The 20910-nt window shown below is 66.9% G+C and carries 19 protein-coding genes; 6 read left to right on the top strand and 13 right to left on the bottom strand.

Annotated elements, in window-relative coordinates; all coding sequences use genetic code 11:
• Window positions 1-105: 105 nt before the first annotated feature.
• From AMYAL_RS0136610 to AMYAL_RS49645, 11 genes are all read right to left on the bottom strand, one after another.
• Window positions 106-492 carry a hypothetical protein gene (locus AMYAL_RS0136610; protein WP_020636262.1) on the bottom strand — a complete coding sequence of 129 codons (387 nt, stop codon included), beginning with the start codon at window positions 490-492 and terminating at the stop codon, window positions 106-108.
• Between the two features lie 165 nt (window positions 493-657).
• Window positions 658-1119 (bottom strand): hypothetical protein, encoded by a 462-nt coding sequence (locus tag AMYAL_RS48070; RefSeq protein WP_020636263.1) that lies wholly within the window; start codon window positions 1117-1119, stop codon window positions 658-660.
• A 54-nt stretch (window positions 1120-1173) separates the two neighbouring features.
• The gene (locus AMYAL_RS0136620) at window positions 1174-1863 is read right to left on the bottom strand and encodes a hypothetical protein (protein ID WP_020636264.1); all 690 of its coding nucleotides are present in this window, start codon (window positions 1861-1863) and stop codon (window positions 1174-1176) included.
• On the bottom strand, window positions 1863-3707 hold the full coding sequence (locus AMYAL_RS0136625) for a type IV secretory system conjugative DNA transfer family protein (RefSeq protein WP_245193412.1): 1845 nt from the start codon (window positions 3705-3707) through the stop codon (window positions 1863-1865). The genes AMYAL_RS0136620 and AMYAL_RS0136625 overlap by 1 nt, the downstream gene beginning before the upstream one ends.
• The gene (locus AMYAL_RS50595; protein WP_245193254.1) at window positions 3595-4872 is read right to left on the bottom strand and encodes a C40 family peptidase; all 1278 of its coding nucleotides are present in this window, start codon (window positions 4870-4872) and stop codon (window positions 3595-3597) included. The genes AMYAL_RS0136625 and AMYAL_RS50595 overlap by 113 nt, the downstream gene beginning before the upstream one ends.
• A complete protein-coding gene (locus AMYAL_RS0136635; RefSeq protein WP_143267959.1) occupies window positions 4872-5528 on the bottom strand; it encodes a hypothetical protein in 657 nt (218 codons plus the stop codon). The genes AMYAL_RS50595 and AMYAL_RS0136635 overlap by 1 nt, the downstream gene beginning before the upstream one ends.
• Window positions 5529-5641: 113 nt before the next feature.
• Entirely contained in the window at window positions 5642-6826 is a 1185-nt protein-coding gene (locus tag AMYAL_RS0136640; RefSeq protein ID WP_209447275.1) for an ATP-binding protein, read from the bottom strand.
• Between the two features lie 407 nt (window positions 6827-7233).
• The gene (locus AMYAL_RS0136645) at window positions 7234-8733 is read right to left on the bottom strand and encodes an SCO6880 family protein (RefSeq protein ID WP_020636269.1); all 1500 of its coding nucleotides are present in this window, start codon (window positions 8731-8733) and stop codon (window positions 7234-7236) included.
• Window positions 8730-10088 carry a hypothetical protein gene (locus AMYAL_RS0136650; protein ID WP_020636270.1) on the bottom strand — a complete coding sequence of 453 codons (1359 nt, stop codon included), beginning with the start codon at window positions 10086-10088 and terminating at the stop codon, window positions 8730-8732. The genes AMYAL_RS0136645 and AMYAL_RS0136650 overlap by 4 nt, the downstream gene beginning before the upstream one ends.
• A complete protein-coding gene (locus tag AMYAL_RS0136655) occupies window positions 10085-10708 on the bottom strand; it encodes a hypothetical protein (RefSeq protein ID WP_020636271.1) in 624 nt (207 codons plus the stop codon). Before AMYAL_RS0136655 ends, AMYAL_RS0136650 begins: the two co-directional genes overlap by 4 nt.
• Window positions 10709-10932: 224 nt before the next feature.
• The gene (locus AMYAL_RS49645; RefSeq protein WP_143267960.1) at window positions 10933-11250 is read right to left on the bottom strand and encodes a hypothetical protein; all 318 of its coding nucleotides are present in this window, start codon (window positions 11248-11250) and stop codon (window positions 10933-10935) included.
• 1401 nt (window positions 11251-12651) lie between these two features.
• On the opposite strand from AMYAL_RS49645, the gene AMYAL_RS0136670 reads away from it, so the two are divergent.
• Window positions 12652-13290: a hypothetical protein gene (locus tag AMYAL_RS0136670; protein ID WP_143267961.1), complete on the top strand. Its 639-nt coding sequence runs from the start codon at window positions 12652-12654 to the stop codon at window positions 13288-13290.
• Here AMYAL_RS0136670 and AMYAL_RS0136675 read toward each other — a convergent pair.
• Entirely contained in the window at window positions 13272-14447 is a 1176-nt protein-coding gene (locus AMYAL_RS0136675) for a DUF6545 domain-containing protein (protein ID WP_143267962.1), read from the bottom strand. The two genes, AMYAL_RS0136670 and AMYAL_RS0136675, sit on opposite strands and share 19 nt — an antisense overlap.
• Before the next feature lie 52 nt (window positions 14448-14499).
• On the bottom strand, window positions 14500-14976 hold the full coding sequence (locus tag AMYAL_RS48075; protein ID WP_020636276.1) for an ImmA/IrrE family metallo-endopeptidase: 477 nt from the start codon (window positions 14974-14976) through the stop codon (window positions 14500-14502).
• Window positions 14977-15277: 301 nt separating this feature from the next.
• Here AMYAL_RS48075 and AMYAL_RS0136685 point away from each other — a divergent pair, with 301 nt between their 5' ends.
• Genes AMYAL_RS0136685 through AMYAL_RS0136705 form a run of 5 tightly spaced genes read left to right on the top strand, consistent with a single transcriptional unit; the run spans window position 15278 to window position 20909 of the window.
• Window positions 15278-16306 carry a BMP family ABC transporter substrate-binding protein gene (locus AMYAL_RS0136685; protein ID WP_020636277.1) on the top strand — a complete coding sequence of 343 codons (1029 nt, stop codon included), beginning with the start codon at window positions 15278-15280 and terminating at the stop codon, window positions 16304-16306.
• Window positions 16303-17802: an ATP-binding cassette domain-containing protein gene (locus AMYAL_RS0136690; RefSeq protein WP_020636278.1), complete on the top strand. Its 1500-nt coding sequence runs from the start codon at window positions 16303-16305 to the stop codon at window positions 17800-17802. The genes AMYAL_RS0136685 and AMYAL_RS0136690 overlap by 4 nt, the downstream gene beginning before the upstream one ends.
• A 26-nt stretch (window positions 17803-17828) precedes the next feature.
• The gene (locus AMYAL_RS0136695) at window positions 17829-18872 is read left to right on the top strand and encodes an ABC transporter permease (RefSeq protein WP_020636279.1); all 1044 of its coding nucleotides are present in this window, start codon (window positions 17829-17831) and stop codon (window positions 18870-18872) included.
• Window positions 18865-19785 (top strand): ABC transporter permease, encoded by a 921-nt coding sequence (locus tag AMYAL_RS47115; protein WP_063712324.1) that lies wholly within the window; start codon window positions 18865-18867, stop codon window positions 19783-19785. Before AMYAL_RS0136695 ends, AMYAL_RS47115 begins: the two co-directional genes overlap by 8 nt.
• Window positions 19782-20909 (top strand): acyl-CoA dehydrogenase family protein, encoded by a 1128-nt coding sequence (locus AMYAL_RS0136705; protein ID WP_020636281.1) that lies wholly within the window; start codon window positions 19782-19784, stop codon window positions 20907-20909. The genes AMYAL_RS47115 and AMYAL_RS0136705 overlap by 4 nt, the downstream gene beginning before the upstream one ends.
• Window position 20910 lies beyond the last annotated feature (1 nt).

The raw sequence follows: 20910 nt of genomic DNA on the forward strand, positions 1-20910 counted from the left end.
CGGCGCACTCCCTCCCCCTCAGCGCGCCGGGCCCGCGCCTGTACCGCCAACGGTTCTTGTACGCCGACCACACCAACCACGGGCCGTTCGCCACAGCCAAAGGGATTAGGAGCAGCTGAGCCCGCCACCAAGCTCCTCGTCGGCCCCAGGAATCAAGGGGTCTTCGAGGTCGGAGAGCAGCTCCTCGTCGATGTACGCGCCCGCAGTGACGTCATGGTCGTGGAAGTCTGTCAGTGCGCCGCTGGTCGCTGCGGCGGCATGTTCCCTGGCGTCGTCGCGTCCGATGGGCTGGTCAAGCAGGTGGGTGTACCGGCTGATCGCGTGTTCAGCGACCGTCCTGCCGTCATAGGTCAAGGGGCTGCCGATCGTCGCTTGCTGACGAGCGATCGGGTCGGCCACACCGGCGGCGGTCAGTGCTTCGTACTCGCCGATGGCGTTGCCTGCCTCGTGTCGAACGAACTCATTCTCTTTGTCCCGCATGCTTTCCGTCATGGCCGGCTGTCCCGCTTCTGGGGAGCCAACGCAGAACGTGGCGTAACGGCGACTCCGATACAGCCTCTCGAGGCGCAGGCTTGCCATGTCCCCGTGGTGTTCTGGCCAGCACTCGTCTCTCTTGTGATCTCCGCGGTCCTGCGTCCGAGCTGGCCTAATCTGGGGTCAGTAGCCCATGCGGTGTCCAACGTCCTCACCTCCGTCGAGATCGTCGTCCTCAGGCTCGAACGCCTGTGTGCGTGTCTCCGCTCGCGGGGTCATGTGCAACGCGACGCTGATGTCTATCCCCGCGAGATCAGCGGTTCGTGCCACGTGTCCGGCTTCCTGTCGAAGCTGGCCGTAGGTTGAGGTGTCGGCTTCTCGTTGAGCGGCGAGCACTCGCCCGAGGTCGTCAGGCACCTCCGCGAACGGTCGGACGGCGTCGATGACGGCGCCGGGGTAGGTGATCTCACCGGTCCGATTGCCCATGTCGACGGGCATGACGTCTTCGCCGTATTCGTTGACGCCGTTGAAGACTTGGGCGAAGTAGGTTTGCATTCCACGGTCCCAACCCACGACGACTTCCATGTCTGGGTTCGCTGCCGTGTCCCGTGGCGTGAGGGAGACACGGTTGCCCTGGTACGCCATCGTTTGTTCCTCCTTCCGCACCTGCCAATCGCTGGTGCCGCTCGCTCGCGCGCGCTAAGAGGCGCTCTCGGCCTGGGGGCCTTGGCCGTCCACCGCGGCGTTGTCGACGTTGCTGTTTCCGGGCGTGGTGTAGCGGTCAGGTCGTGCTGGCGCGCCTGCGTCTTTGTGGCTGTTGGCACGGCAGTGCGCGTGGGTCCATTCGCCGGCCAGGCGTGCCGCGAATCCGGGCCGGAAGGTGTGGTGCCAGTACTGGGCTTCTTTGACGTTTGCTCTGGGGCCGGTGTTTGCCGCGCGCCAGAAGTAGGCGAGCGTGGCGATCTCGGCCACGAGGCCCGGATGGCTCAGCCAGCAGTCGGGGATGGCGATCGCCCGGGAGCCGGGCAGGCCGACGTAGGTCGAGTTGTAGAAGTCGACGAACAGTGCGATACCGACCAGAGGGTCGCGGGCTCCCGCGGGGTGGACGGTCCCAGGTGGATCGAAAGGGACCCATGGAGCTGGCCGGTTCTTTCTCTGGTCCGGGTCCACCTCGTCCTCGGCGACGAGTTTCTGCAGTTGTATCGCAAGATCCTTGGCGAGGTCGTGCTGCTGTGCGACCTGTCGTTTGAGGTAGCCGACTGCGGCCTGGAGTGCCGTGATCTGTTGCTCTAATGTGTCCTCTTCAGCAAGATCGCGGCGATTGGCTTCATCACCGTTGCTGTCGTACGGGTGTCGCGGCGCGGGCTGTGGGATGTCGTCGTCGCTCATCACAATCCGCCGATCGCGGCGGCGGTACGCAGTTGCTGGGCCCGCTGGTAGGTGTAGCCGTCGGTGGTGATCTGGGCGGTGCCTGAACGGATGGTGTCGACGTCGGCGCTGAGCTGGTCCCAGTCCGGTCGTTGGGATACGTCGACAGTGCGGCCGAGGATGGGGCGCAGATTGGCGTGGATGATCAGGACGCGGCCTTTGTCGAGCGTTCGGATGGCGCCTGGCCGGTAGGTCAAGGCGTCTTCCGCGCCGGTGGCGGTGCGGCCGGCGCCGAGCCAGCCGTCGCTGTGCTGCTGGTAGGTCTTGCGTCGGTGGTGGCCCGCGAGGGTGGACAGCCATTCGAGTGTCTTGTCGTCCTTGATGCTGTCGAAGGCCGTCAGGGTCAGGGTGTTGTCGATCAGCTGTCGTCGGCCGTGCTCGCCGTAGAGTTCGTCGAGCTGGGAGCGGGACTGCGCGGACCAGTGGATGAGCACGCCGCGTCCGGAGGTGTCGGCGAGCAGTCCGGGAAGTCGCGGTACCGGTGTTCCGTCGAAGAGTTCGTCAAAGATCATGCTGGCGGCGGGTTCCAGCCGCCGGCGGTCTTGCTCGAGTGCGAGGTCCTGCCCTGTGGTGATTAGCTGTTCCCCGAGCGCGGTCAGCACGGGCCGGGCTTGCGGTGCTTGGTGTTCGCCTGCGATGACGAACATGGATCCTTTGCGCAGCAGGAAGTCCCGGATGTCGAGTTCTTCGCCTGGAGGTGGTGTGGCGAACGCGCGGATCGCGGGGTTCATGAAGGGTTCGAGCGCACGGCGGACCGACATCCAGACCGCGTCGGAGGTCTCGGCAACCATGCCTATCTCCGAGCGGAGGTTGTAGGCGAAGTCCGGGTAGCGGGTGCTGAGCAGTTCGACGGGCTCTTGGTCGGCGGGTTTGGTGATCGCCCAGCTGACGAGATCGGTGACGGTCCGCTGGTGTAGTGCGGCGGCGAGCAGGTAAGCCTGAAGGACGATCGAGGCGCGGCCGCGGAAGACCTTGTCGTTGCCGCCGGTCTCTCGCAGGTCGAGCGATGACGCTTCGATGAGCGTTTCGGCGCGGCGCAGCGCTACGGATGGGTCGTGGCAGCCGGTGATCGGTGACCAGCGCACGCGAGCGGGCCAGTTGACGGTGCCGGTCGCGTCGCACAGCAGTACCGGCCCGGCGTTGGGCCGTCGTGTGCGTGCGAGCATCGCCCATTCGGCGAGATCGGGTTTCGTGGTGGAGGCGTACAGGGCACCGGGTGCGGCGAGCACCTTGTGGATGAGGTCGGTGCGGCTTTTCCCGGAGCGGGTTGGCGCGATCACCCCGGTCGGGTTCTCCAGGGAGGTCACGAGCAGCTGGTGGTTCGGTCCGCGGTGCAGTGGAACGGCGACCTCCGTGAGGTCGGCGGCCTTACGCTGTTGCGTGGTGAGGTCGCCGCGGGTCCAGACGGCGGTGGCGCGGGCGCGGCGTGGTGACAGGGTCTTGCGCATGTCCCGGCGGGTGGCGTGACCGGGTTTCACCGGCCGCCAGCGTCGTCGCCCGACCACCGCGAGTGTCACGCCGGCTGCCGCGATCAGTCCTACCAGCAGTGCGGTGACTGACCAGAACACGACAACGTGATCGTCGAGGGCCGAGGCCCACGGTTCTCGCAGGTGCGTTCCGGGGCTGGCGGGCGCTGCGATGATGCGGCTCGCGTTCGGCACCCATGACAGAAACGGTGGCCAGGACCAGCCGCTACCGGCAATGCCGCATGTCATGGCTGCGGCGGTGTTGATCGCGGCCGCAATGGTCACAATCAGCGTGAGCGCGGCGATGATCAGGCCCATGAGGACTGCGTCGCGGTCCATGCCGCTGACGCGGGCCGGGTTGTTGCCCATCTGGCGGTCTCCCTCCCGAGTTCGGGGAGGGCGTGCTGGGGTCCGTGACGCGGCGGATCATCACGATCTTTCCGCTCCACGCGGACAGCGGTTCGAGGATCACGCCGGTGCTGGAGTCGTAGGCGTTCACGATCAGGCCGTGACCGGCGTACATGCCGACATGGCGCGGATTGGCTGGTGTGCCAAGGGATCCGGGAATGAACAGCAGGTCGCCGGGTTGGACCTGGTTCAGGCCGGGGACAGCGTGTCCGGCGTGGACTTGGCTGACCGTTCCGGCCGGGATCGCGACACCGGCGGACGCCCACGCGGCGAGCATGAGCCCGGAGCAATCGAATCCGCTGGGGCCTTTTCCGCCCCACACGTAGGGTTTTCCCAGCTGCGCGATGGCATAGGTGACTGCGGCGCGCTGGCGGGGATCGGCCGGGTATTGGAAGCCTGTGGGCAGTTTGGTCCGGTCTGCCTCGTTCGGGCTGATCGGGATGTCCGATCCACCGTCATCGGCGCAGCCTGCAGGCAGGTCCGCGATCTCGGTCGGCTGCCGAGCAGGGACACCCGGCGGCACGGTGCCCTTCCACACCGCGTCGGTGATGCGCGCTGCCTCGGATTCGCGCGGCGCGTACCGATCCGGGAATCCGGAACGTTGGACGCGTTGCTGTGCTTGCCCTGGCGGCAGGGTGTCCCAGCCGGGGATGGCGACCAGCCGGTTGAGGAACGCGTTTGTGGCGTAGACCGGGTTGAGGATCTGTGCCGGTGTGCCCCAGCCCTGGGAGGGGCGCTGTTGGAAGACGCCGAGGGAGTCACGGTCTCCGTGGGTCAGGTTGGCCAGTTTGGATTCCACGAGACCGGTCGAGATGGCCAGAACGGCTGCTCTGCGAGGCAGGCCACGCTGCCGGACGACTGTAACGATCGTGCGGGCGATGTCCAGTTGTTCGGCTGACGGCGTGGGGGTGGGGTCTTTGACGATCCGGCCGATACCGGTTTCCGGCGGCTCGCAGACCGGTGCGGCGGCGCCGCCGACGATGATCGCGAGGCTGAGTGTCGCGATCGGTGCCATAATCTGCATCACGATGGCAAGGAGAATGCAGGCACCAAAGCCTTTGCGTTCTCCGCTGGCGTAGCGTCCTCCTTGGGCCATCAGTAGCTCAATCCGGTACCAGTGCTGAGGTCGTCGTCGGGCGGCTCTTCGCGTAGCACGGTGTCGAGTTCCATCAGATCGTTTTCGTCGACAGTATCGCGCTCTGCCGCGGCATCACGCCGTACGGGGACCGGGTTGTTTCGGACATGCGCAAGGGTCTTGGCTAGCGCTTCTGGCGTTGATACGCCATATCTTTGGCCGTCGATTGTGATCGGGCTCAGTAATTGCTCGGTGTCGTGGCGCGAATCTGGCCATCCCCACGGGATCGTAAGTTCGTGCCCGTTTCTGACATAGGTCTCCACATGCCCGTCGTTGATCAGGCCGACTTCGCTTCTGGTCCAGCCGTGCTCGGCCAGAATGGGGTTCACTTGTTCGTGCGACAGTTGCGTGGCGAAACCTCCGGGTCGATACAGTTCACTCATCTTGTCGTTGTATCGCTGTTCGTTCTGGTATATCCGGGAGTCTTCACGCAGGTCTGTAAAGGTTGAGCTAGGAAGCCTTCGCCCGACGTCGAGGATGTGATCAAGTTCAGTGGGCACGTCGGCGTAGGGACCGACTGCTTCGACTACCACGTGAGGACTAGTGATCTCCTCGAACCTGGTTCCGAGTTTCAAGGCGAAGTTCTCGTGCCCAGCGGCGTCGATGCCGTTGTACACGTGCGCATAGTAGGTCTGAAGCGCGTGATCCCATCCCACGTGAACCTCTCTGGCTTCATGCAGGTTCGAAAGAGGCTGAAGTCGAATCCTTGCGTTGCCCATTGGCCCACCCTCTACGTCTCAACAGATTGATTGTCGCGGGCGCCTATACTCCCGGACGCTACGTCGGCGGCGCCAGAATTCCGGGAGGTCTCGCGGCGACTATTTCGGTAAGTGCTTCGCAGTTGGATATTGGTGTCGAAGTGACGCCGTTCGACGGCACTGAGCACGGTCTGCACTTTGCGTCCGGTCTGGTTTTCCGTCTTCCACAGTGCGCGCCCGCGGCGGTGGTTGGCCCATCCGGAAATTGCTAATCGTTCCTTCTCCGCCAGTGATAGCGCGTCGCCAAGTTCGGTAGCGACACGCGTTGTCTGCCCGAAGAGGACTCGTGTGCTGAACAGGCTGAGCATGTCGCGGGCGATCGACGCCGCCTGGGAGCCGGCGTCGCCGACGGTGAGGAAGTCTGCGGGTTTGTGCACGAGCGCGATCTGGATGATCTTGTGTTTGCGGGAGAGGCGCAGTTCGCTGTCGAAGGACATCAGTGCGCGGACTCCTAGGCGCATCTGGCGCCATACCTCGTCGCGGACGACGATGCGGATCTCGCCGTCGTCCTGGAGGTCGGTGGCGATGGCCGACCATGATCCGAGGCAGGTCAGGGCGACGGCGACTGCTTTGTCTCCGCGGCTGTCCAGCCGGGACAGGTCCATCGATTGCGCGGGGGCGTCCCAGTCGAGTTCCACGTTGGTCGCGGCGTCGAACATTCCGGCGAGCGGTCCGGAGACCAGGTTGTTCAGTGCGTCGGTGATGGGGCGCAAGTGGTCGAGGAACTGTCGCCGGTCGGCGAACCTGCTCTCGCGCCAGAGTTCGTCGGGAGGGTCGGCCAGGGCGCGGTGTACGTCGGGGATGGTGATCGGGCGGAGCCGGGTGTTGGCGTCCGCGGCGCCGACGGCGCGGCGCAACACGGCGGCCAGGACGGCTTCGTCGGTCACGGTAGCGGCGTACCCTTGGGCTTCGGCGAGCGCGGTGAGCAGTTGTACCCAGCGGCCGAGGATCCAGGTGAGCTCGCTGCGCTGTCGCCTTGCGGTCCAGGTGTCCCAGCGCGCCGTGAGCGGGCCTAGGTCAAGAGCGTTCACGCGAGCCGGGCTGCCGGGGCCGAGCACGATCGGCGTGGCTCCCAGTGCTTTCAGGACTGGCGTGTACTCGCCCTTCACGTCGCCGCTGATCAAGGTCTTGACGCCGAAGGGCATCATGCGCAGCATGGCGGCGACGACGGTGGAGCTCTTCCCGGTGCCAGGCTCGCCGAAGACGACGACGTTCGGGTTCGTGCACGTTCCGTTGAGGACGGCGTCGACGGGGTGAAAGTAGAAGGCTCCGCCGGCGGTGACGTCGTAGCCGATCCGCGCTCCGACAGCGGGCATTGGGCTGGACACCAGGAGCGGAAACACGCCTCCGACTTCGTGTGTGCTGGCCTGGTACACGGCGAGAGGCGGCGGTACAGGTGACCATCCGTGCCCTGGACGGCGGCGGCCGCGCCGGGGCGCGATCGCTCGATTGACCGCCTCACGGCGCCGTGTGTGCTGCTGGTCGGGCCTTTTCACTACGGGGGGCGTGCCGAAGGTGGAGAGCAGGTCTCGCACCGACCGTTCGGAGGCTGCGTGATCGCGGGTCACCACCCACCTCCGCGCAGCCTGGGCAGCCCGATGCCGAGCGGAAGAACTGCAGCGACGAACCCGGCATCCTGTGCGAGTTCCATGCGCAGCAGCCGAAATCGTCCCGCGATAGCACTTTCCAGCCGGGCTGCGTGGTCTTCGACCGGCCAGGTCGCGGGCACTGTGACCGCGGTCGTGACCGCGAACCGGACCATGCCGTGGCCGGACGCGATCGCGTCCTCCTGGAGGCTCGCGCGCCGGGCTTCATGGCGGTCCTCGGCGCTGGCGGCGAATCCTTTGGATGCCTTCCAGTCCCGCATGACGCGCGTGCGGAATCGGGTGCCGCGCACGGCGCGATGCGCGCGGCCTGCGGGCATGATCTCGTAGTGCACAGCGAGACTGCGGCGTTCGCCTGGTGTCTTCACTGCGAGCAGGGAGCTGAGCGAGCCGAATGTCGTGCCGCGGTGTGGCATCAGTACCGCGTAAGACACGGTGGAGAAGCCATCGTGGTGATAGGCCCGCGCGGACGGCACGGGTGCGTGGGCCGGCCCGGCGGCCGCCCACGGTAGCGCGGCCCTAGCGTCGCCCTGGTTGTGGCTCGCGTTCAGGATCGCCGCTGTCGCCGGGTTGAACCCAGTGCGGATCGCTTCGGCCAAGTGACCACCGGACAGCCAGCGAACGCTGTGGGCGCCGAGGGCGCGGAACCGTTCGTCGAGGCTGTCCAGGACGCGATAGAGCACGAGGGCACGGCCGTTGGCTCCGCCGCCTGCGGCGATGGCGGGCCGCCGGAGGGTGTCTTCGCGCCCGCTGATCGTCACGAAGATCTCGTGGCGCACCGAGGGCAGGCCGATGGTGCGGTCCAGTTCCCTGGTCGTCTCGGCCGCGAGTCGTGGCGCTGGTGTGATTTCGTTGCGTGCCCGCCAAGCGCGGTAGTCGGCGCCGTCGTCGGGGACGGTCCGCACGAGCAGCGACATGCGGTCGATGACTTCACGCTGTCCGAGGGCTTCGAGCAGGTTGCCCAGCCGCGCCGCCAGCAGCTCGCATTCGTGGTCCGACAGCATCCCCACTCCGGAGTGGGACAGGCGCGCTGTCGCGCCCCACCGTCCTTCGCCGGTGTCGTGGATCAGGCAGACACGTCCTTGGTCGCGCAGCGGTGGCCCGTCCGGGAATCGCACCCGGGCCAGCGTGCCGGGCAGGTCCGGCTCGTCGGGATCGACCTGACCGGTGGTGGCGCGCGTTTGCCAGCGCGTCCAGCCGAAGGCGGCACCGACCTGGAACAGCAGCAGATGAGCGAGCCAGCGCGCGGCTGTCCGTCCGCGTACAGGCACAACGACCAGCGCCGCGAGCGGGCAGCTGACGCAGGCGATGACCAGTGACTTGGTGATCTCGCCTGCGGACAGGGTGATCACCACCGGCACGGCGAGCAGGACGCACGTGAGAGCCTGCGCCGGGGTGAGGCCGAGTATCCAGCCGTCGTGTTCGCGTCGTGACAGCCCCCGGTACACGCGGCTGGTCATTCGAGGACCTTCCCCGCGTTCGGGTCGCCGCCCTCGTCGTCGCTCCCGTCCTCGACCGCGATCTCGACGGCGGACGCGGCAGCCGCCTCAGGCAGCACCCCGGCAGCCGCGTCCGCCGCCTCGGCTTCCGAGGGTTCGTCCCTGGTTCCGCCCCCTGGCTCGATGGTCTCGCCGGCGTCGATGTCCGGATCGGGCGTCGATGGGGAATCATTGTCCCCGGTGCTGATCGAGCCTTCGTCAGGTCCACTTCGGTCGGACTCGCTGTCGCTCTCTTCCGCCGCCGGGCTACCGGGATCGTCCGACTCGTCCGGATCGGCGTCGTCCGTGGCGGAGTCGAAGCGGTCGGTGTTCGCCGACTCCGAGTCGTCGGTGGTGCCGGTTTCATCGGCGTCGTCAGAACCGCCGAACAGTTTCTTCTTGGCCGCGTTGATGGCAGCTGAGTTCGCTTTGGCCCCTGGGCTGTCGGGCCCGTAGGAGTCCATCCCGGCATCGGAGAACGCTCCGCGCACCGCCGCGCCGGCTTCGGTGTTGGGGTCGATAAAGGCGAACAGCTTGAACAGCACGAGCGGAACCCACACGGACATCCACAGGATCGCGATCCCGGCGAGCAGACCCGACAGCCCCTTCGCCTCACCGGTCGCTCCGACGCCGATCACCAGGACCACAGCGATGCCTGGCTTGATGAAGACGATCGCCAGTACCCAGCGCGTGCCGCGCCAGAACCACACGGCGGTCGTGTTCGCGATGAGCCCGGCCGCGATGATCGGCACGGTCGCCGTCAGCAGATAGATGGCGGCTTCGCGGAAGACCATCTCCATCGCGAAGCCCAGCACCGCGGGCACGAGGCCGAAGATCGCGGTCAGCCCGAGCACGACAGCTTTCACCGTGTCGGTTCCAGCGTCGACCAGACCCAGCACCTTCAGCGCGTCACTGAAGTTCCCCACGTGCAGGACATTCAAGATTCCGGTCGTGGCTCCGTCCGCCGCAGCGAGAAATCCGGCGATGGCGCCGACGGTCACCGCCAAAGCAGCACCGTACTGGAAGGGTCCGGACATCACGCGGGTGAAACCGCGGCCTCCGCGCAAGACCGACACGGTGATCTGCCAGAAGAACAGGCCAAGCGCGATGACGCCCCCGAACCACAGCATCATCGGCCACAACATCCCGACAGGACCGTCGGTGGTCGACACCGTGAACGTCGAGAGCCAGTCGACCAGCGTGAACGCTTCGCGCAGCAACCACAGTGCCGCGATCCAGATTCCCTGCATGGCTCCTTCGAAGACCGTGGACGCGAGACCGCCGACCAGATCGCCGGCTGCCTGTCCCAGCCAGACGAAGATGTCTTCCGGAGTCATCGCGGAGCACCGCCAAGGCTGCGATAGCCAGCCTGTACGGACTCGGTGCTCCCTGGCCAGGCGTTTGATGCCATCGCGGCTTGGTTGCCGGTGCTGATCCGCCAGGTGTCGCCGGTCCAGCGCATCGCTTGGCAGTCACCGACTCCCATGGACCTGGACTGTCCTTTGTAGTCGAAGGTAAGGATTCCGAGCACACAGACGACGGCGTATCGACCTTGGTCTGTCGTTCCCTTGATTTGCCCGTGGGTCACGTCGTAGGTGACCGTCAAGCCGGGTTTCGACTCACCGGGCGCGATTCCGGCGCGCATGCGGAAGGTCTTCAGCAGGGTGTGCAGCCCCGTTCGGTCGACGACGGGAGCCCCGGATAGCGCGATATCGGCGTACGCCCGGTCGTAGACCGCCGGGTCTCCTCCTCGGAGGCCGATCTCGTCCGCTGCTTTCAGCTGGGCGAGGGCTCCCTCAGCTGTTCCCGGGAATCCACCGGGGATCCACGCTCCGGTCGTGTAGGTCGGTTCCGGGATCCGGAGTTCCGGCCCGGCCTGCGGGCTGAGCGGATGAGGTTGTGCCGCCTCTCCGGGCAGGCGCAGCATCGGGCGCAGCGCCAGTTTCTTCTGCGCCACAACGTCCCAGCCGGGTTCCGGGCTGGGCTCGGGCTCCAGTGTCGTGACTTTGCCAGGCGCAGAAGGGCGCCTGGGATCCGCTGGTGTTGGTGAGGTCGACCTGGAGTTCGCGATGACCAGCCCGGCGGCTAGCCCCACCGCGGACAGCAAACCCAGGAGGAGGGCGAGAATCATCATGCGAGCGCGGCGGGGGCGCCGATCGGCGTCATGGGTGAACATGTCGCTCACCCCTTGGAGAATCCGTCGATCAGCGAGTAGCCGATCCCATACAGGATGGCTCCGCCGATGGCACAGAGCATCATGACCAGGCCCACCTTCCCCGCGCGGTGGTGGTCGACCCAGCGGCCGCCGGCCCAGACGGTGAGGCCGATGAAGAACGCCGCCATCAAAGCGACTCCTGCAGCCCACTTGACGTTGTTGAGGAGGCCGAGGATCGCCTTGGCGCCCGGTGGTTCCTCAGGAACAGGGTTGGGAAGAGGAGACGGACTAGGTGGTGGTGTCGGTTGCTGGTTCAGCCATTCCACGATGGTGTGGGCGTTCATGTGCGCGCCCTCCCTTGTCACGGGCCTGGTCTTTCGGACCGGGCGTACGGAGCCGGGAGGGCTTGTCGGTGGGTAGCAGTTCGAGCCGCCGCAGCATCGGGAGCGCGGCGGCGCGAACGCGGGAAGGTGTGACGTCGGCGGTCACACCGTGAGCGGCCAGCTCGGGATCGGGCCGAAGGAAGATGGCGTTGTCGAGAAGCTTCTGTACCCGTATTCCCGCAGTAGCCGTAACGGTGGCGGGCCATCGGCGAGCCCCCACCACCACCAACTGTGCCGGGGGTGCGATGGTGCCGAGCCGAGTCCAGGTCTCGAAGCGGGCGAGGACTTGTTCAGCGTGGGCCAGTGACGGGGCGCTCGGACGGACAGCGAGAATCGGAACAGGGGCAGGGTTTCCTGCGTGCAGCCACGCCCCGGCACCCGCGAGAGGATGCGCGCCTACGCGCCAGGGGTCGTGGCCGATGTCGACAACCGTGACATCGATCCTGCGCGGTCCTGGGCGCCAGAACCGCGGAGCGGGAAGCATTCCCGGTGCCAGGACCGGAAGAGTTGTCTCCGTCCGCGCCAGCAGGGCTTGGGCGCGCCAGGAGAACCGGATTCGGATTGCCGGGTGGGGGCCCGGCACCTGCGGGCCATCAACGGCCGAGGCTCGCGCCAAGCCGGATCGATTCGGGTCGGCGGTGTCGATCATCAGCACGGACTGGCCCGCCAGCTGCAACGCATCGGCGACGGTCGCGGCCGTAACACTGGCTCCGGCGCCGGGCGACGCGGCGAGCACGGGGACCACGCGCCCGAACTCCGTCCAGTCGACGGCCAGGGCCTGCGATAACGCGCCTTGCCAGACAGTCGCGGCTACCGCGCGCGCCGTCGCCTCGGCGACCAGGGAACCACGGTCTGCTCCATGAGCCGTCTGCGACTCCTGCGGGCCGTTCTGGCCTGCCGCCCGGCCTCGGACCAGGATCTCCGCGTCGACGGCCGCTTGGAGGTCGGGCTGACTTTGGACGCCTTCAGCAGGGCGGCGCGCGGGTGGCCCGTCCGGCGGTCGCTGTCGGTTCACAGTTCCGCCTCCTCTCCAGCTGGGACCTGCCGACGGCCCGGACGGGTTGTCGGCGACGAGATCCGGTGGAGAGTGACCGGACCCGCCTGGGCGATCGCCCAGGCGGGGTAACTTTTCGCGAGACGACGCACGCCGCCGGTACGGGAACCAGCGACAGAAAGTCCCGGTCGACGCCAGGACGAGCGCACATCAACCAGAACTAGATCGTCTCACTTTGTTGACTATTCTGCCTCAACAGTAGGCGATCAGTCGAAATTGTCAACTAAAGTGAGCATCTGAGACGACCGGTCGGCACGAGGGACGATCGCCTGAGTACGGTGTGCACCTAAATGAAAGGGGGAATGTCGATGGCCGACGACGCGAACGCGACACGGGCCGAGGAGCTCAACGACGAACCCGCCGAGTCGCCACTGCCGCTGCGTACACGGGCAGCGCAAATTGAGCTGACGAGCACGCTGCTGTCGCTGGACACGCTGGCGGAGCGCCTGTCGCACCTGATCGACAACGAGTCGTTCTGCTACCTGCGGCGCGGCGAGCTTGTGTTCGACCCGGAAGTGATTGCCGAGAAGCCGCGCGGCTTGAAGCAGAAGCGGATCTATCCCCCGAAGATCGCGTCATGGGTCGAACAGCGCACCGGGACGTCGAGCTTCAGCAGAACGATGATCTATAACTACGCCGCCGGAAAGGCCCGGAACCTGCGCGCTCCTGTAGCGCTCGCGCTGGCCGCCTTCTGGCGCATCGACGCCCGCCTCCTGGACCCCTCCGTTCCTGCAAGCCAACTCGAGGACCTGCTGGACGATCCCAACGAGCTCGACGATCTGAATCGGCGGACCTACGAGCTGATGAACAAGATCGGGTTCACCGGAGTCCGTCCCCGCGAGGTCGAGACGCTCGGACAGGACGACGTCGTGCACCGCAGGGCTTTCCTGGAGATCCTGCAAGCCATCGACCGTAGCCGATCCTCTGATCAGCCGCCGTCTTCGTGAACGGAGCCACCGCGGCGGAGCGGTGGCCGACTGGCACAGGTCATCGGCGGCATCTCCCGGTAGCCGCGTCGGCGCACGCGCTCCATGATCTCCGTGACCGCGTCGTCGGTCCACGCCTGCGCCACCTCGGCTATCCAGTCGAGTTCCCGTCGTTCGTCCGCCATCAGCATGGTGGGTTGTGGCGCAGGATCGACGCTCTGCGCGGGCGCCGCCGCGTCCAGTCCGTTCTCGAACGCGGCCAAGGCACCCCGCAGTTCCGCCGCGGCGGTCACTCGCGCCCCTCTTCTGGCGCCCAGTCGCCGCTCCGCGATCACGATGGCGATCATGTGTTGCAGCGCCGGGTGGACATAGCTTCGCAGCAGAAGCCACGCGTCGAAGACCTGGACAATCTGTCTGCGGAAATCGGACTCGTCTAGGCCGTTATACAGCCCTGACTGCGACCAGACCGGACGAAGGCGTTCCCAGAGGCACTTGATCGACTCCGTGCGCCTCCTCGCCCTGGACTCGTCGATCCGGCGTACTGCCGACGCGAACCCTGAACCCGCCGCGAACAGGACAGCCCCGCACGCTTCGGCAAGAAGTGTGAAGCCCGGATTCCGGATCACCTGCTCAGAGCGAACGAGTGTGTCCAGCAGCGTGATCGCCTTCCACACCAGACCGATCAGCCCGACCCCCATGCCCAGAACCGCAAGAAAGATCCCGAACCGCACGACCATGTCTGTGCCGCGGGAGATTCGCCAAGCTCCCCGGATGAACGCCACAATCCACGTGATCATGAACACCAGGTAGATCAGCGTGAACGCCAGCGACGCCGGCTGCCGAGCGGAGATCCCGAACAGCGGATCAGCCGGCCCGGACGACACGTACAACGCGGCGAGAGCACCAGCGCATCCAGCGAACAGAGCACCAGTTGTCCGCATCCGGACCGTCGTCATGGTCACCGCGCGCAGGAAGCCCGCCATGCAGACCATGGCGGCCATGGTGACGAGGCAGTGAATCAGGTACGTGAAGTGCGGCAATCCCGTGCACTGGTCGCCCCAGCGCATCGTGGCCGGGGCGCCGGCCACAAGCGAGACTCCACTGAACAGCAGCCCGCCCGCGAGGTAGTCGCGGCTGAGTGCGGAAGGTACATGCCGGTCGGAGATCAGCTTGCGCACGCACTCACCGAGAGCGACCAGCGCGGCGAAATATGCCACTGCACTGTGGAGGTCAAACACCGTACTGATACCCATGGTTCCGGGACCCGAACGCCGCGAGCACCTCATGACAGGACCCGCGCATCCGATGGCGCCGTTCCACCAGCCGCACTCGGGCCGCGAAGCGGTACGCGAACTCCTCCGCCTCGACCTCCCCCCACGGCTGCCGCCGGTCACCGGAGGCGTGCACGCTACGCGAGCACTTGTGACCGAGAAGCAGGTGGCCGAGTTCGTGCGCGACGATATGCAGGACGTGCGCCCACGGGGTCCCGCGCACCACGAACAGGTAGTCCATCGCCTCGGTGGTCACCAGCATGCCGCTGGGTGTCGCTCCGGTGGCGTTCATCCGCCATAACGCGAGCGGGGTCTTCCGCTGCGCGCCCAACTCCTCCAGGAACGCTGTCACTTCGAACCCTGGCCGGATCGGCAGCGTCTCGATCAGCTCGTCGCAACGCCGCCTGAGTTCTCTCCTGCTGGCCCCGAAAGCCATGATGTTCCCTCTCCCTCGCTACGTCTCGCAGCCCGCACATCTGTTCGGTGCCGGACAAAGCTGAGCCTCATTCCCATGCCGACTCCGGCGCAGCCATCGCGACTCAAGCCGCCTACCAAGTTGTTTGTCAGTCTGTTGAAAACCAACAGCACTGGATAGGGCGTGTCGTTGCCGATCATGCAGGGACAACGCTGACCTGCACAAAGTCACCCACTCCGCTGTCAGGGGGTGTTGCCTCTTTCTGTGGGACAGGACGGACTCTGGCAGGGTCTGCCCAAGAGATCTTGGGAGGAACGCACGGGTGAAAGGCACCAAACTGCGTGGGGTCGTCGCTGTGTTGGCGGCGGTGGTAGCTGTGCAACTGACGGCCTGTAGTGCAGGTGGCGGCCAGCCGCATCCGGTCGGCGCGACGCCAAAGGTGGCGCTCGTTCTGGGCGGAAGCGCGACCGACCGCGGGTTCAACCAGGTCGCCGCGGATGCCGCGAGTGAACTTCAGAAACGCGGCGCGATCAGCTTTCAAGTCTCGGAGAACGTCACGAATGCCGAGGCCGAGTCCAAGATGAGACAGTACGCGACCTCGGGCTACGACCTGGTCGTCGGCTGGGGACTGGGGTTCTCGGACACGGTCTTCAAAGTCGCTACGCAGATCCCCACCGCGCGGTTTGTCGCTACAGGCGGGGTGGACATCCTGAACAAGGCCACACCTTCCGTCGAGACCTGGACCTACGCCGCGGAGCAACTCGGGTACCTGATGGGGATCATCGCCGGATCGACGCAGCTGTCGCCGGTCGGCATCGTCGACGGCGAACAGGCCCCGTTCGTCCAAGCCCAATGGTTCGGTTTCAGCCAGGGACTCGCCGCCACGAACCCGGCGGCGCGGCAACTTCCACCGGTCTACACCGGTTCCTGGGAAGACGCCGCGCGGGCAAGTCAGGCCACCGCCGCGCAGATCGCGGCCGGCGCCAGGCTCGTCGCGACCAACGCGGAGGGGTACAGCCCAGGAGTGGCCAGCGCTGCCCAAGCCGGTGGTATCGCGACAGTCGGCCTGGCGACGTTGACCAGCGCAGCCGCAGCGTCGGTCAACGTAGGTCAGGTGAAAACCGACCTGACGCCGATCCTGACCGAATGGATTACGAGGCTCAAGAACGGCACGTTCGGGAGCCGAGGCACGACGTCGACCATCGCGAATCGCTCTCTCGTACCCGCTGACCTCACTAGTGTGGCCGCCGCGCCGGGAATGCCATCGGACCTGGACAAACGCATCGCCGATCTTGCGGAGCGCCTGCGAGCGGGCACGGTCACCATCACACCCTGGCAGCCGGGCAGATGACCACGGCGCCTCTGCTGGCGCTGCGGTCGGTCTCCAAGAAGTTTCCCGCCGTCCAGGCGCTCGACACCGTCACTGTGGCCGTGAACGGCGGACAGATTCATGCGCTCCTTGGTCAGAACGGAGCCGGGAAGTCCACAGCCGCGCAGATCGCCGCTGGGCTGGACACGCCTGACGAAGGCCACGTCGAGGTCGCCGGTTCCCCGGTCCTGTTTGGCGGTCGTGCTGACGCGATCGCGCACGGGGTGGGATACATTCCACAGGCCGACAGCCTCGTCGACGACCTCACGCTCGTGGAAACCCTGGCGTTAAGCCAAACTCACCGGGTCGTGCGCCGCAGAAAACTCACCGCCAGGCTGCGAACCACGGCCTCGCAGGCAGGCGTTCCAGTCGCCTTGGACACCCCAGCGCGGCATCTCAGCCGAGGCGAACGCCAACTCGGCGAGCTGGTAATCGCGCTGGCACAGGGGGCTCGTGTCCTGCTGCTCGACGAGCCCACCTCAGCGCTTGGTCCACGCGAGGTCGAGACCTTGTTCGATCATCTGCGCACGGTGGCCGATTCGGGCGTGGCGGTTCTCCTCATTTCCCATCACCTGGGTGATGTTCGCCAGGTCGCGGACACCGCGACAGTGCTCGCGCACGGCCGGGTCATCCACACCGGTCCGGTCGCCGACATCGACGACCGGACCCTGGCCCGCACCATCGTCGGTGACGAGGTGAGGACACCGCCTCCACGTACCGGCCGCGAACCCGGTGAGGACGTCCTTGTGCTCTCAGGGGTCAGCGCGACATGCGGCGATCCCGTTCCCGTCCGCGATGTCAGCCTTCGGGTACGTGCGGGCGAAGTCGTGGCCGTTGTCGGCGTCGCTGGCAACGGCCAGCGCGCCTTGGCCGAAGTCGCCGCATGCCGCATCGCTCCCGTGACCGGCACAGTGTCCAGTGGGCAGCGGGTGGCCTACGTACCCGAGCATCGGGTCGACGCGCTGCTTCCAGAGCGGGCGGCGTGGTGGTCGGCGATGGTGACGCGTCTGCGCGAACCCGCGTTTTCCCGCCGGGGCGGCCTCGATGCCGTGGCTCTCGTCGGGGCCGCCAGCGCGTTGTTCGACCGGCACGACGTGCGCCCCCGAAACCCGGACGTCGCGGTGACGGCACTGTCAGGCGGAAACCAGCAGAAGCTCCTTGTTGGCCGCGAACTCGACAACAGACCAGACGTCGCGATCCTCCATGGGCCGACACAGGGCCTGGACCTGGTGGCAACCCGCGCGATCCTTGACGAGATCCGGCGAGCAGCCGATGCAGGTACCGCGCTCCTGGTGATCTCTGCGGACCTCGACGAGGCCCGCCAGCTCGCCGATCGCCTCGTCGTACTGTCGAAGGGCCGGATCATCGCGGACGTCCCCGCCGGGGAACTCGACGACACAGTGCTCTGGCGACTGACGTCCGGGCTGCCCTCCGCCGAAGTCGCACCCGGCCGCACTGCTGCGGGCAATGCCAAGTGATACCTCCGAGGCACCGCGATTACCTGATGGGGGCAGCGATCGTCGGCGCGGGTTTCGGCCTGGTCGTCCTTCTCGTCGTCTCGGTCGGCGGCGACCCCCTCGACACGGCAATCGGCTGGGCCGACGGCGCGTTCGGGCTGCCCTACAACTTGTCACAAACCCTGACTTCCGCTGTTCCGCTCGTCGTCGTCGCGCTCGGGGCGGCGGTACCGCTACGAACCGGTGTGATCGTCGTCGGCGCAGAGGGGCAAATGATCGTCGGCGCGATCACCGCCGCTGCTGTGCTCCTGTCTGTCGGGAATTCGGTGCCACCCGTGGTGTCCTTACCGCTCGGCGCGGTGGCCGGCGCGGGCGGCGGAGCCGTATGGTCGCTGCTTCCCGGTGTCGCACTACTGCGGTGGCGGGCGTCGGAGATTCTGTCCGCGCTGCTGGCGACGTTCATCGCCGTACAGGTTCTGGCGTATCTGCTCCGAACCTACTTGCGAGACCCCGCCGGAGCTGCCACAGCGCGCAGCGCAAGCCTTCCGGGCTCCGCGCTCATTCCCTGGCTTCCGGGGCCTGGCAGGGTCAGCACGGCAATCTTCGGAGTTCTCATTCTGCTCGCGGTGGCGATGTGGTGGCATCGCAGCCGCGGAGCCACCCTGCTTGAGATCTACGGCGAGCGCCGCTGGCTTGCCGAACGATCAGGGGTCACACCGACAGGCGCGATCCTCGCGACGACCGCCGTATCCGGAGCAACCGCCGGGCTGGCGGGCTGGATCCAGCTCGCAGCCGTCGACGAGCGGCTCACACCCGCGATCACCGGAGGTATCGGCTTCGGCGGCCTGATCGTAGCTGTCCTGGGCAGGTACAGGCCCGTACCGATCCTGGTGGCCGGCGTTGTCTTCGCAGCCATCGCCACCGGCGCGGGCGGTGTCCAGGTGCGCACGGGGGTCCCTTCGTCCATTGGCACCGTCGCACAAGCGGTAATGCTCGGCGCGGCGGTGCTCGCGATCGCCATCGTCCGGCGCCGAGCAGCCCGCCGGGCCGCAGGTGACGAAGCTGGTCCTCAGGGTGACCACGATGGCTGAGTTCGTCGTTCTGGTCCTTATCGGTGCCGTCAGCGCGGCGACGCCTCTCATCCTGGCTGGACTCGGCGAGACGGTGCTGGAGCGTTCCGGCGCAGGGATCGGTCTCGGGCTGGAGGGAACGATGGTGTGCGGGGCGCTGGCCGGCGTGCTCGGTTCCGCGGTCGGCGGTCCCTGGGCGGGGCTCGGCTCTGGGGTTTTAGCCGGTCTGGCCTTCGGGGGCTTGTACGCGGCTGGGCTGGGGTGCGGAGCGGACGGCGTGCTGGTCGGAATCACGCTGACCTTGCTCGGCACGGGTCTGAGCACCTATATCGCGCAGGCCACCGACCCTGCCGACCAGACCGCGCTGAGCGCCCCGACGCTACCGACCATCTCCCTGCCGTGGCTGGACCGGGTCCCCGTGGTGGCACCACTGTTCACCGGCACGAGCGTCGCGGTCTACCTCGCAATCGTCGCGACCGCGCTCATGTGGTGGATGTTCCGTTTCACCAGGTTCGGGCTCCGGCTGCGCACCGTCGGCGACGATCCCGAATCTGCCACCGTTCTTGGGATCTCCGTCCCTGGTCATCGCACGGCGGCAGCTCTGATCGCCGGCGGGTTCGGGGGCATCGCCGGGGCCGCGTTGTCGCTGGGTTCGATCGGCACCTTCGCCCCGATGATGACCACGGGCCGAGGGTTCATCGCGCTCACCATCGTGATCCTCGCGCGGCGCCACCCGGTCGGCGTCGCGGCGGCGGCGTTACTGATCGGCGTCTTCGACAGCCTTGCCCTTCTCGCGCAAACACGGACTCTCAGGCTACCGGTCGAGGCATATCAAGTGCTGCCGTGGATCGGAGCCTTCCTGATGCTCTACATCGACGGACACCGCCGAATTCGACGTGTGCACCATCTCCCACCACAGAAGGAGCCGATATGACCACCGGACACCCGTTCGCGCCACCAGCACACGAGCAGCACTGGGTCACCGCCGCCTCAGAGCTGGCGCGTGAATTCGCCAAGAGCGCGGCCGAACGCGACCGAACGGCGGAATTGCCGATCGAGAACCTGCGTGCTCTGCACGACAGCGGGATCGACGCCGCCTTCGTTCCCGTCGCACTCGGAGGAGAGGGGCTGAGCTACCGCAGTTACGGCGCCATCGTCCGCACTCTGAGCGCCGCATGCCCGTCGACCGCGTGCATCTGGGTCATGCACATCGGCGCGGCGGTCGGCCTCGTCGAGATGTCCACTCCGGACACCGCCAGATTCTGGGCCGACGAACTCGTCGACGGAGCACGGTTCGCCAACGCATTGTCCGAGCCGGCCAGCGGGAACCTGTTCCTCCAGCCCCTCCAGCACGCCGAGCCTGCCGAAGGCGGGCATCGGCTGTCCGGCGCGAAACGCTTCTCCTCGGGATGCGAGGTCGCCGACCACTTCCTGATCAACGCGCTCGTCGACGGCCAACCCGCGTTCTTCGGTCTCGACCTCGACCCCACGACCATGACCTTCGTGCCGATCTGGGACACCATGGGCCTGCGCGCGAGCCGGTCACAGCTCATCGAGTTCGCTGGCACCCTGCTCCCCGAGGATCGACGGTGCCCGCCGTCGACCGGGCCGCGGCCCAACCACATCGGCGCCGGTCTCGCCTTCCTCTCGCTCGGGATCGCGGACGCGGCACTCGCCGCCCTGACCGCTCACGCGCGCGACCGCGCCATCCCCACCACCGGTGAGCCACTGGCGAGCATGCAGTGGGTGCGTTTCGCCGTTGGAGACATCGCCTCGCGGCTGGAGGCCGCCGCGATGTACGCGCAGCACATGACCTGGCTCGCTGATCAGAACGACACCGGCTTCCTTCCCGCGACCATGCACGCCAAGCTCCAGGCCAACACGATCGCCCGCGACGCCGCGGACCTCGGTGTCCGCATCGGCGGCGGCTCGGGGTACACCCGCGGCGACATCGAACGCGCATTCCGGGATGCTCCGGCCGGATGGCTCATGGCGTACTCCGGCGAAATCTGCCAGGACACCATCGGCGCCAGCGTTCTCTCCCCCACCACCCCGTAGG

This window comes from Amycolatopsis alba DSM 44262, assembly GCF_000384215.1.
Classification (GTDB): Bacteria; Actinomycetota; Actinomycetes; order Mycobacteriales; family Pseudonocardiaceae; genus Amycolatopsis; species Amycolatopsis alba.

Excerpts from the sequence above, each read along its gene's own strand:
- AMYAL_RS0136610 (WP_020636262.1), bottom strand. The coding sequence starts at position 492 with ATGACGGAAAGCATGCGGGACAAAGAGAATGAGTTCGTTCGACACGAG.
- AMYAL_RS48070 (WP_020636263.1), bottom strand. The coding sequence starts at position 1,119 with ATGGCGTACCAGGGCAACCGTGTCTCCCTCACGCCACGGGACACGGCA.
- AMYAL_RS0136620 (WP_020636264.1), bottom strand. The coding sequence starts at position 1,863 with ATGAGCGACGACGACATCCCACAGCCCGCGCCGCGACACCCGTACGAC.
- AMYAL_RS0136625 (WP_245193412.1), bottom strand. The coding sequence starts at position 3,707 with ATGGACCGCGACGCAGTCCTCATGGGCCTGATCATCGCCGCGCTCACG.
- AMYAL_RS50595 (WP_245193254.1), bottom strand. The coding sequence starts at position 4,872 with ATGGCCCAAGGAGGACGCTACGCCAGCGGAGAACGCAAAGGCTTTGGT.
- AMYAL_RS0136640 (WP_209447275.1), bottom strand. The coding sequence starts at position 6,826 with ATGCTGCGCATGATGCCCTTCGGCGTCAAGACCTTGATCAGCGGCGAC.
- AMYAL_RS0136645 (WP_020636269.1), bottom strand. The coding sequence starts at position 8,733 with ATGACCAGCCGCGTGTACCGGGGGCTGTCACGACGCGAACACGACGGC.
- AMYAL_RS0136650 (WP_020636270.1), bottom strand. The coding sequence starts at position 10,088 with ATGACTCCGGAAGACATCTTCGTCTGGCTGGGACAGGCAGCCGGCGAT.
- AMYAL_RS49645 (WP_143267960.1), bottom strand. The coding sequence starts at position 11,250 with ATGAACGCCCACACCATCGTGGAATGGCTGAACCAGCAACCGACACCA.
- AMYAL_RS0136670 (WP_143267961.1), top strand. The coding sequence starts at position 12,652 with ATGGCCGACGACGCGAACGCGACACGGGCCGAGGAGCTCAACGACGAA.
- AMYAL_RS48075 (WP_020636276.1), bottom strand. The coding sequence starts at position 14,976 with ATGGCTTTCGGGGCCAGCAGGAGAGAACTCAGGCGGCGTTGCGACGAG.
- AMYAL_RS0136690 (WP_020636278.1), top strand. The coding sequence starts at position 16,303 with ATGACCACGGCGCCTCTGCTGGCGCTGCGGTCGGTCTCCAAGAAGTTT.
- AMYAL_RS0136695 (WP_020636279.1), top strand. The coding sequence starts at position 17,829 with ATGGGGGCAGCGATCGTCGGCGCGGGTTTCGGCCTGGTCGTCCTTCTC.
- AMYAL_RS47115 (WP_063712324.1), top strand. The coding sequence starts at position 18,865 with ATGGCTGAGTTCGTCGTTCTGGTCCTTATCGGTGCCGTCAGCGCGGCG.
- AMYAL_RS0136705 (WP_020636281.1), top strand. The coding sequence starts at position 19,782 with ATGACCACCGGACACCCGTTCGCGCCACCAGCACACGAGCAGCACTGG.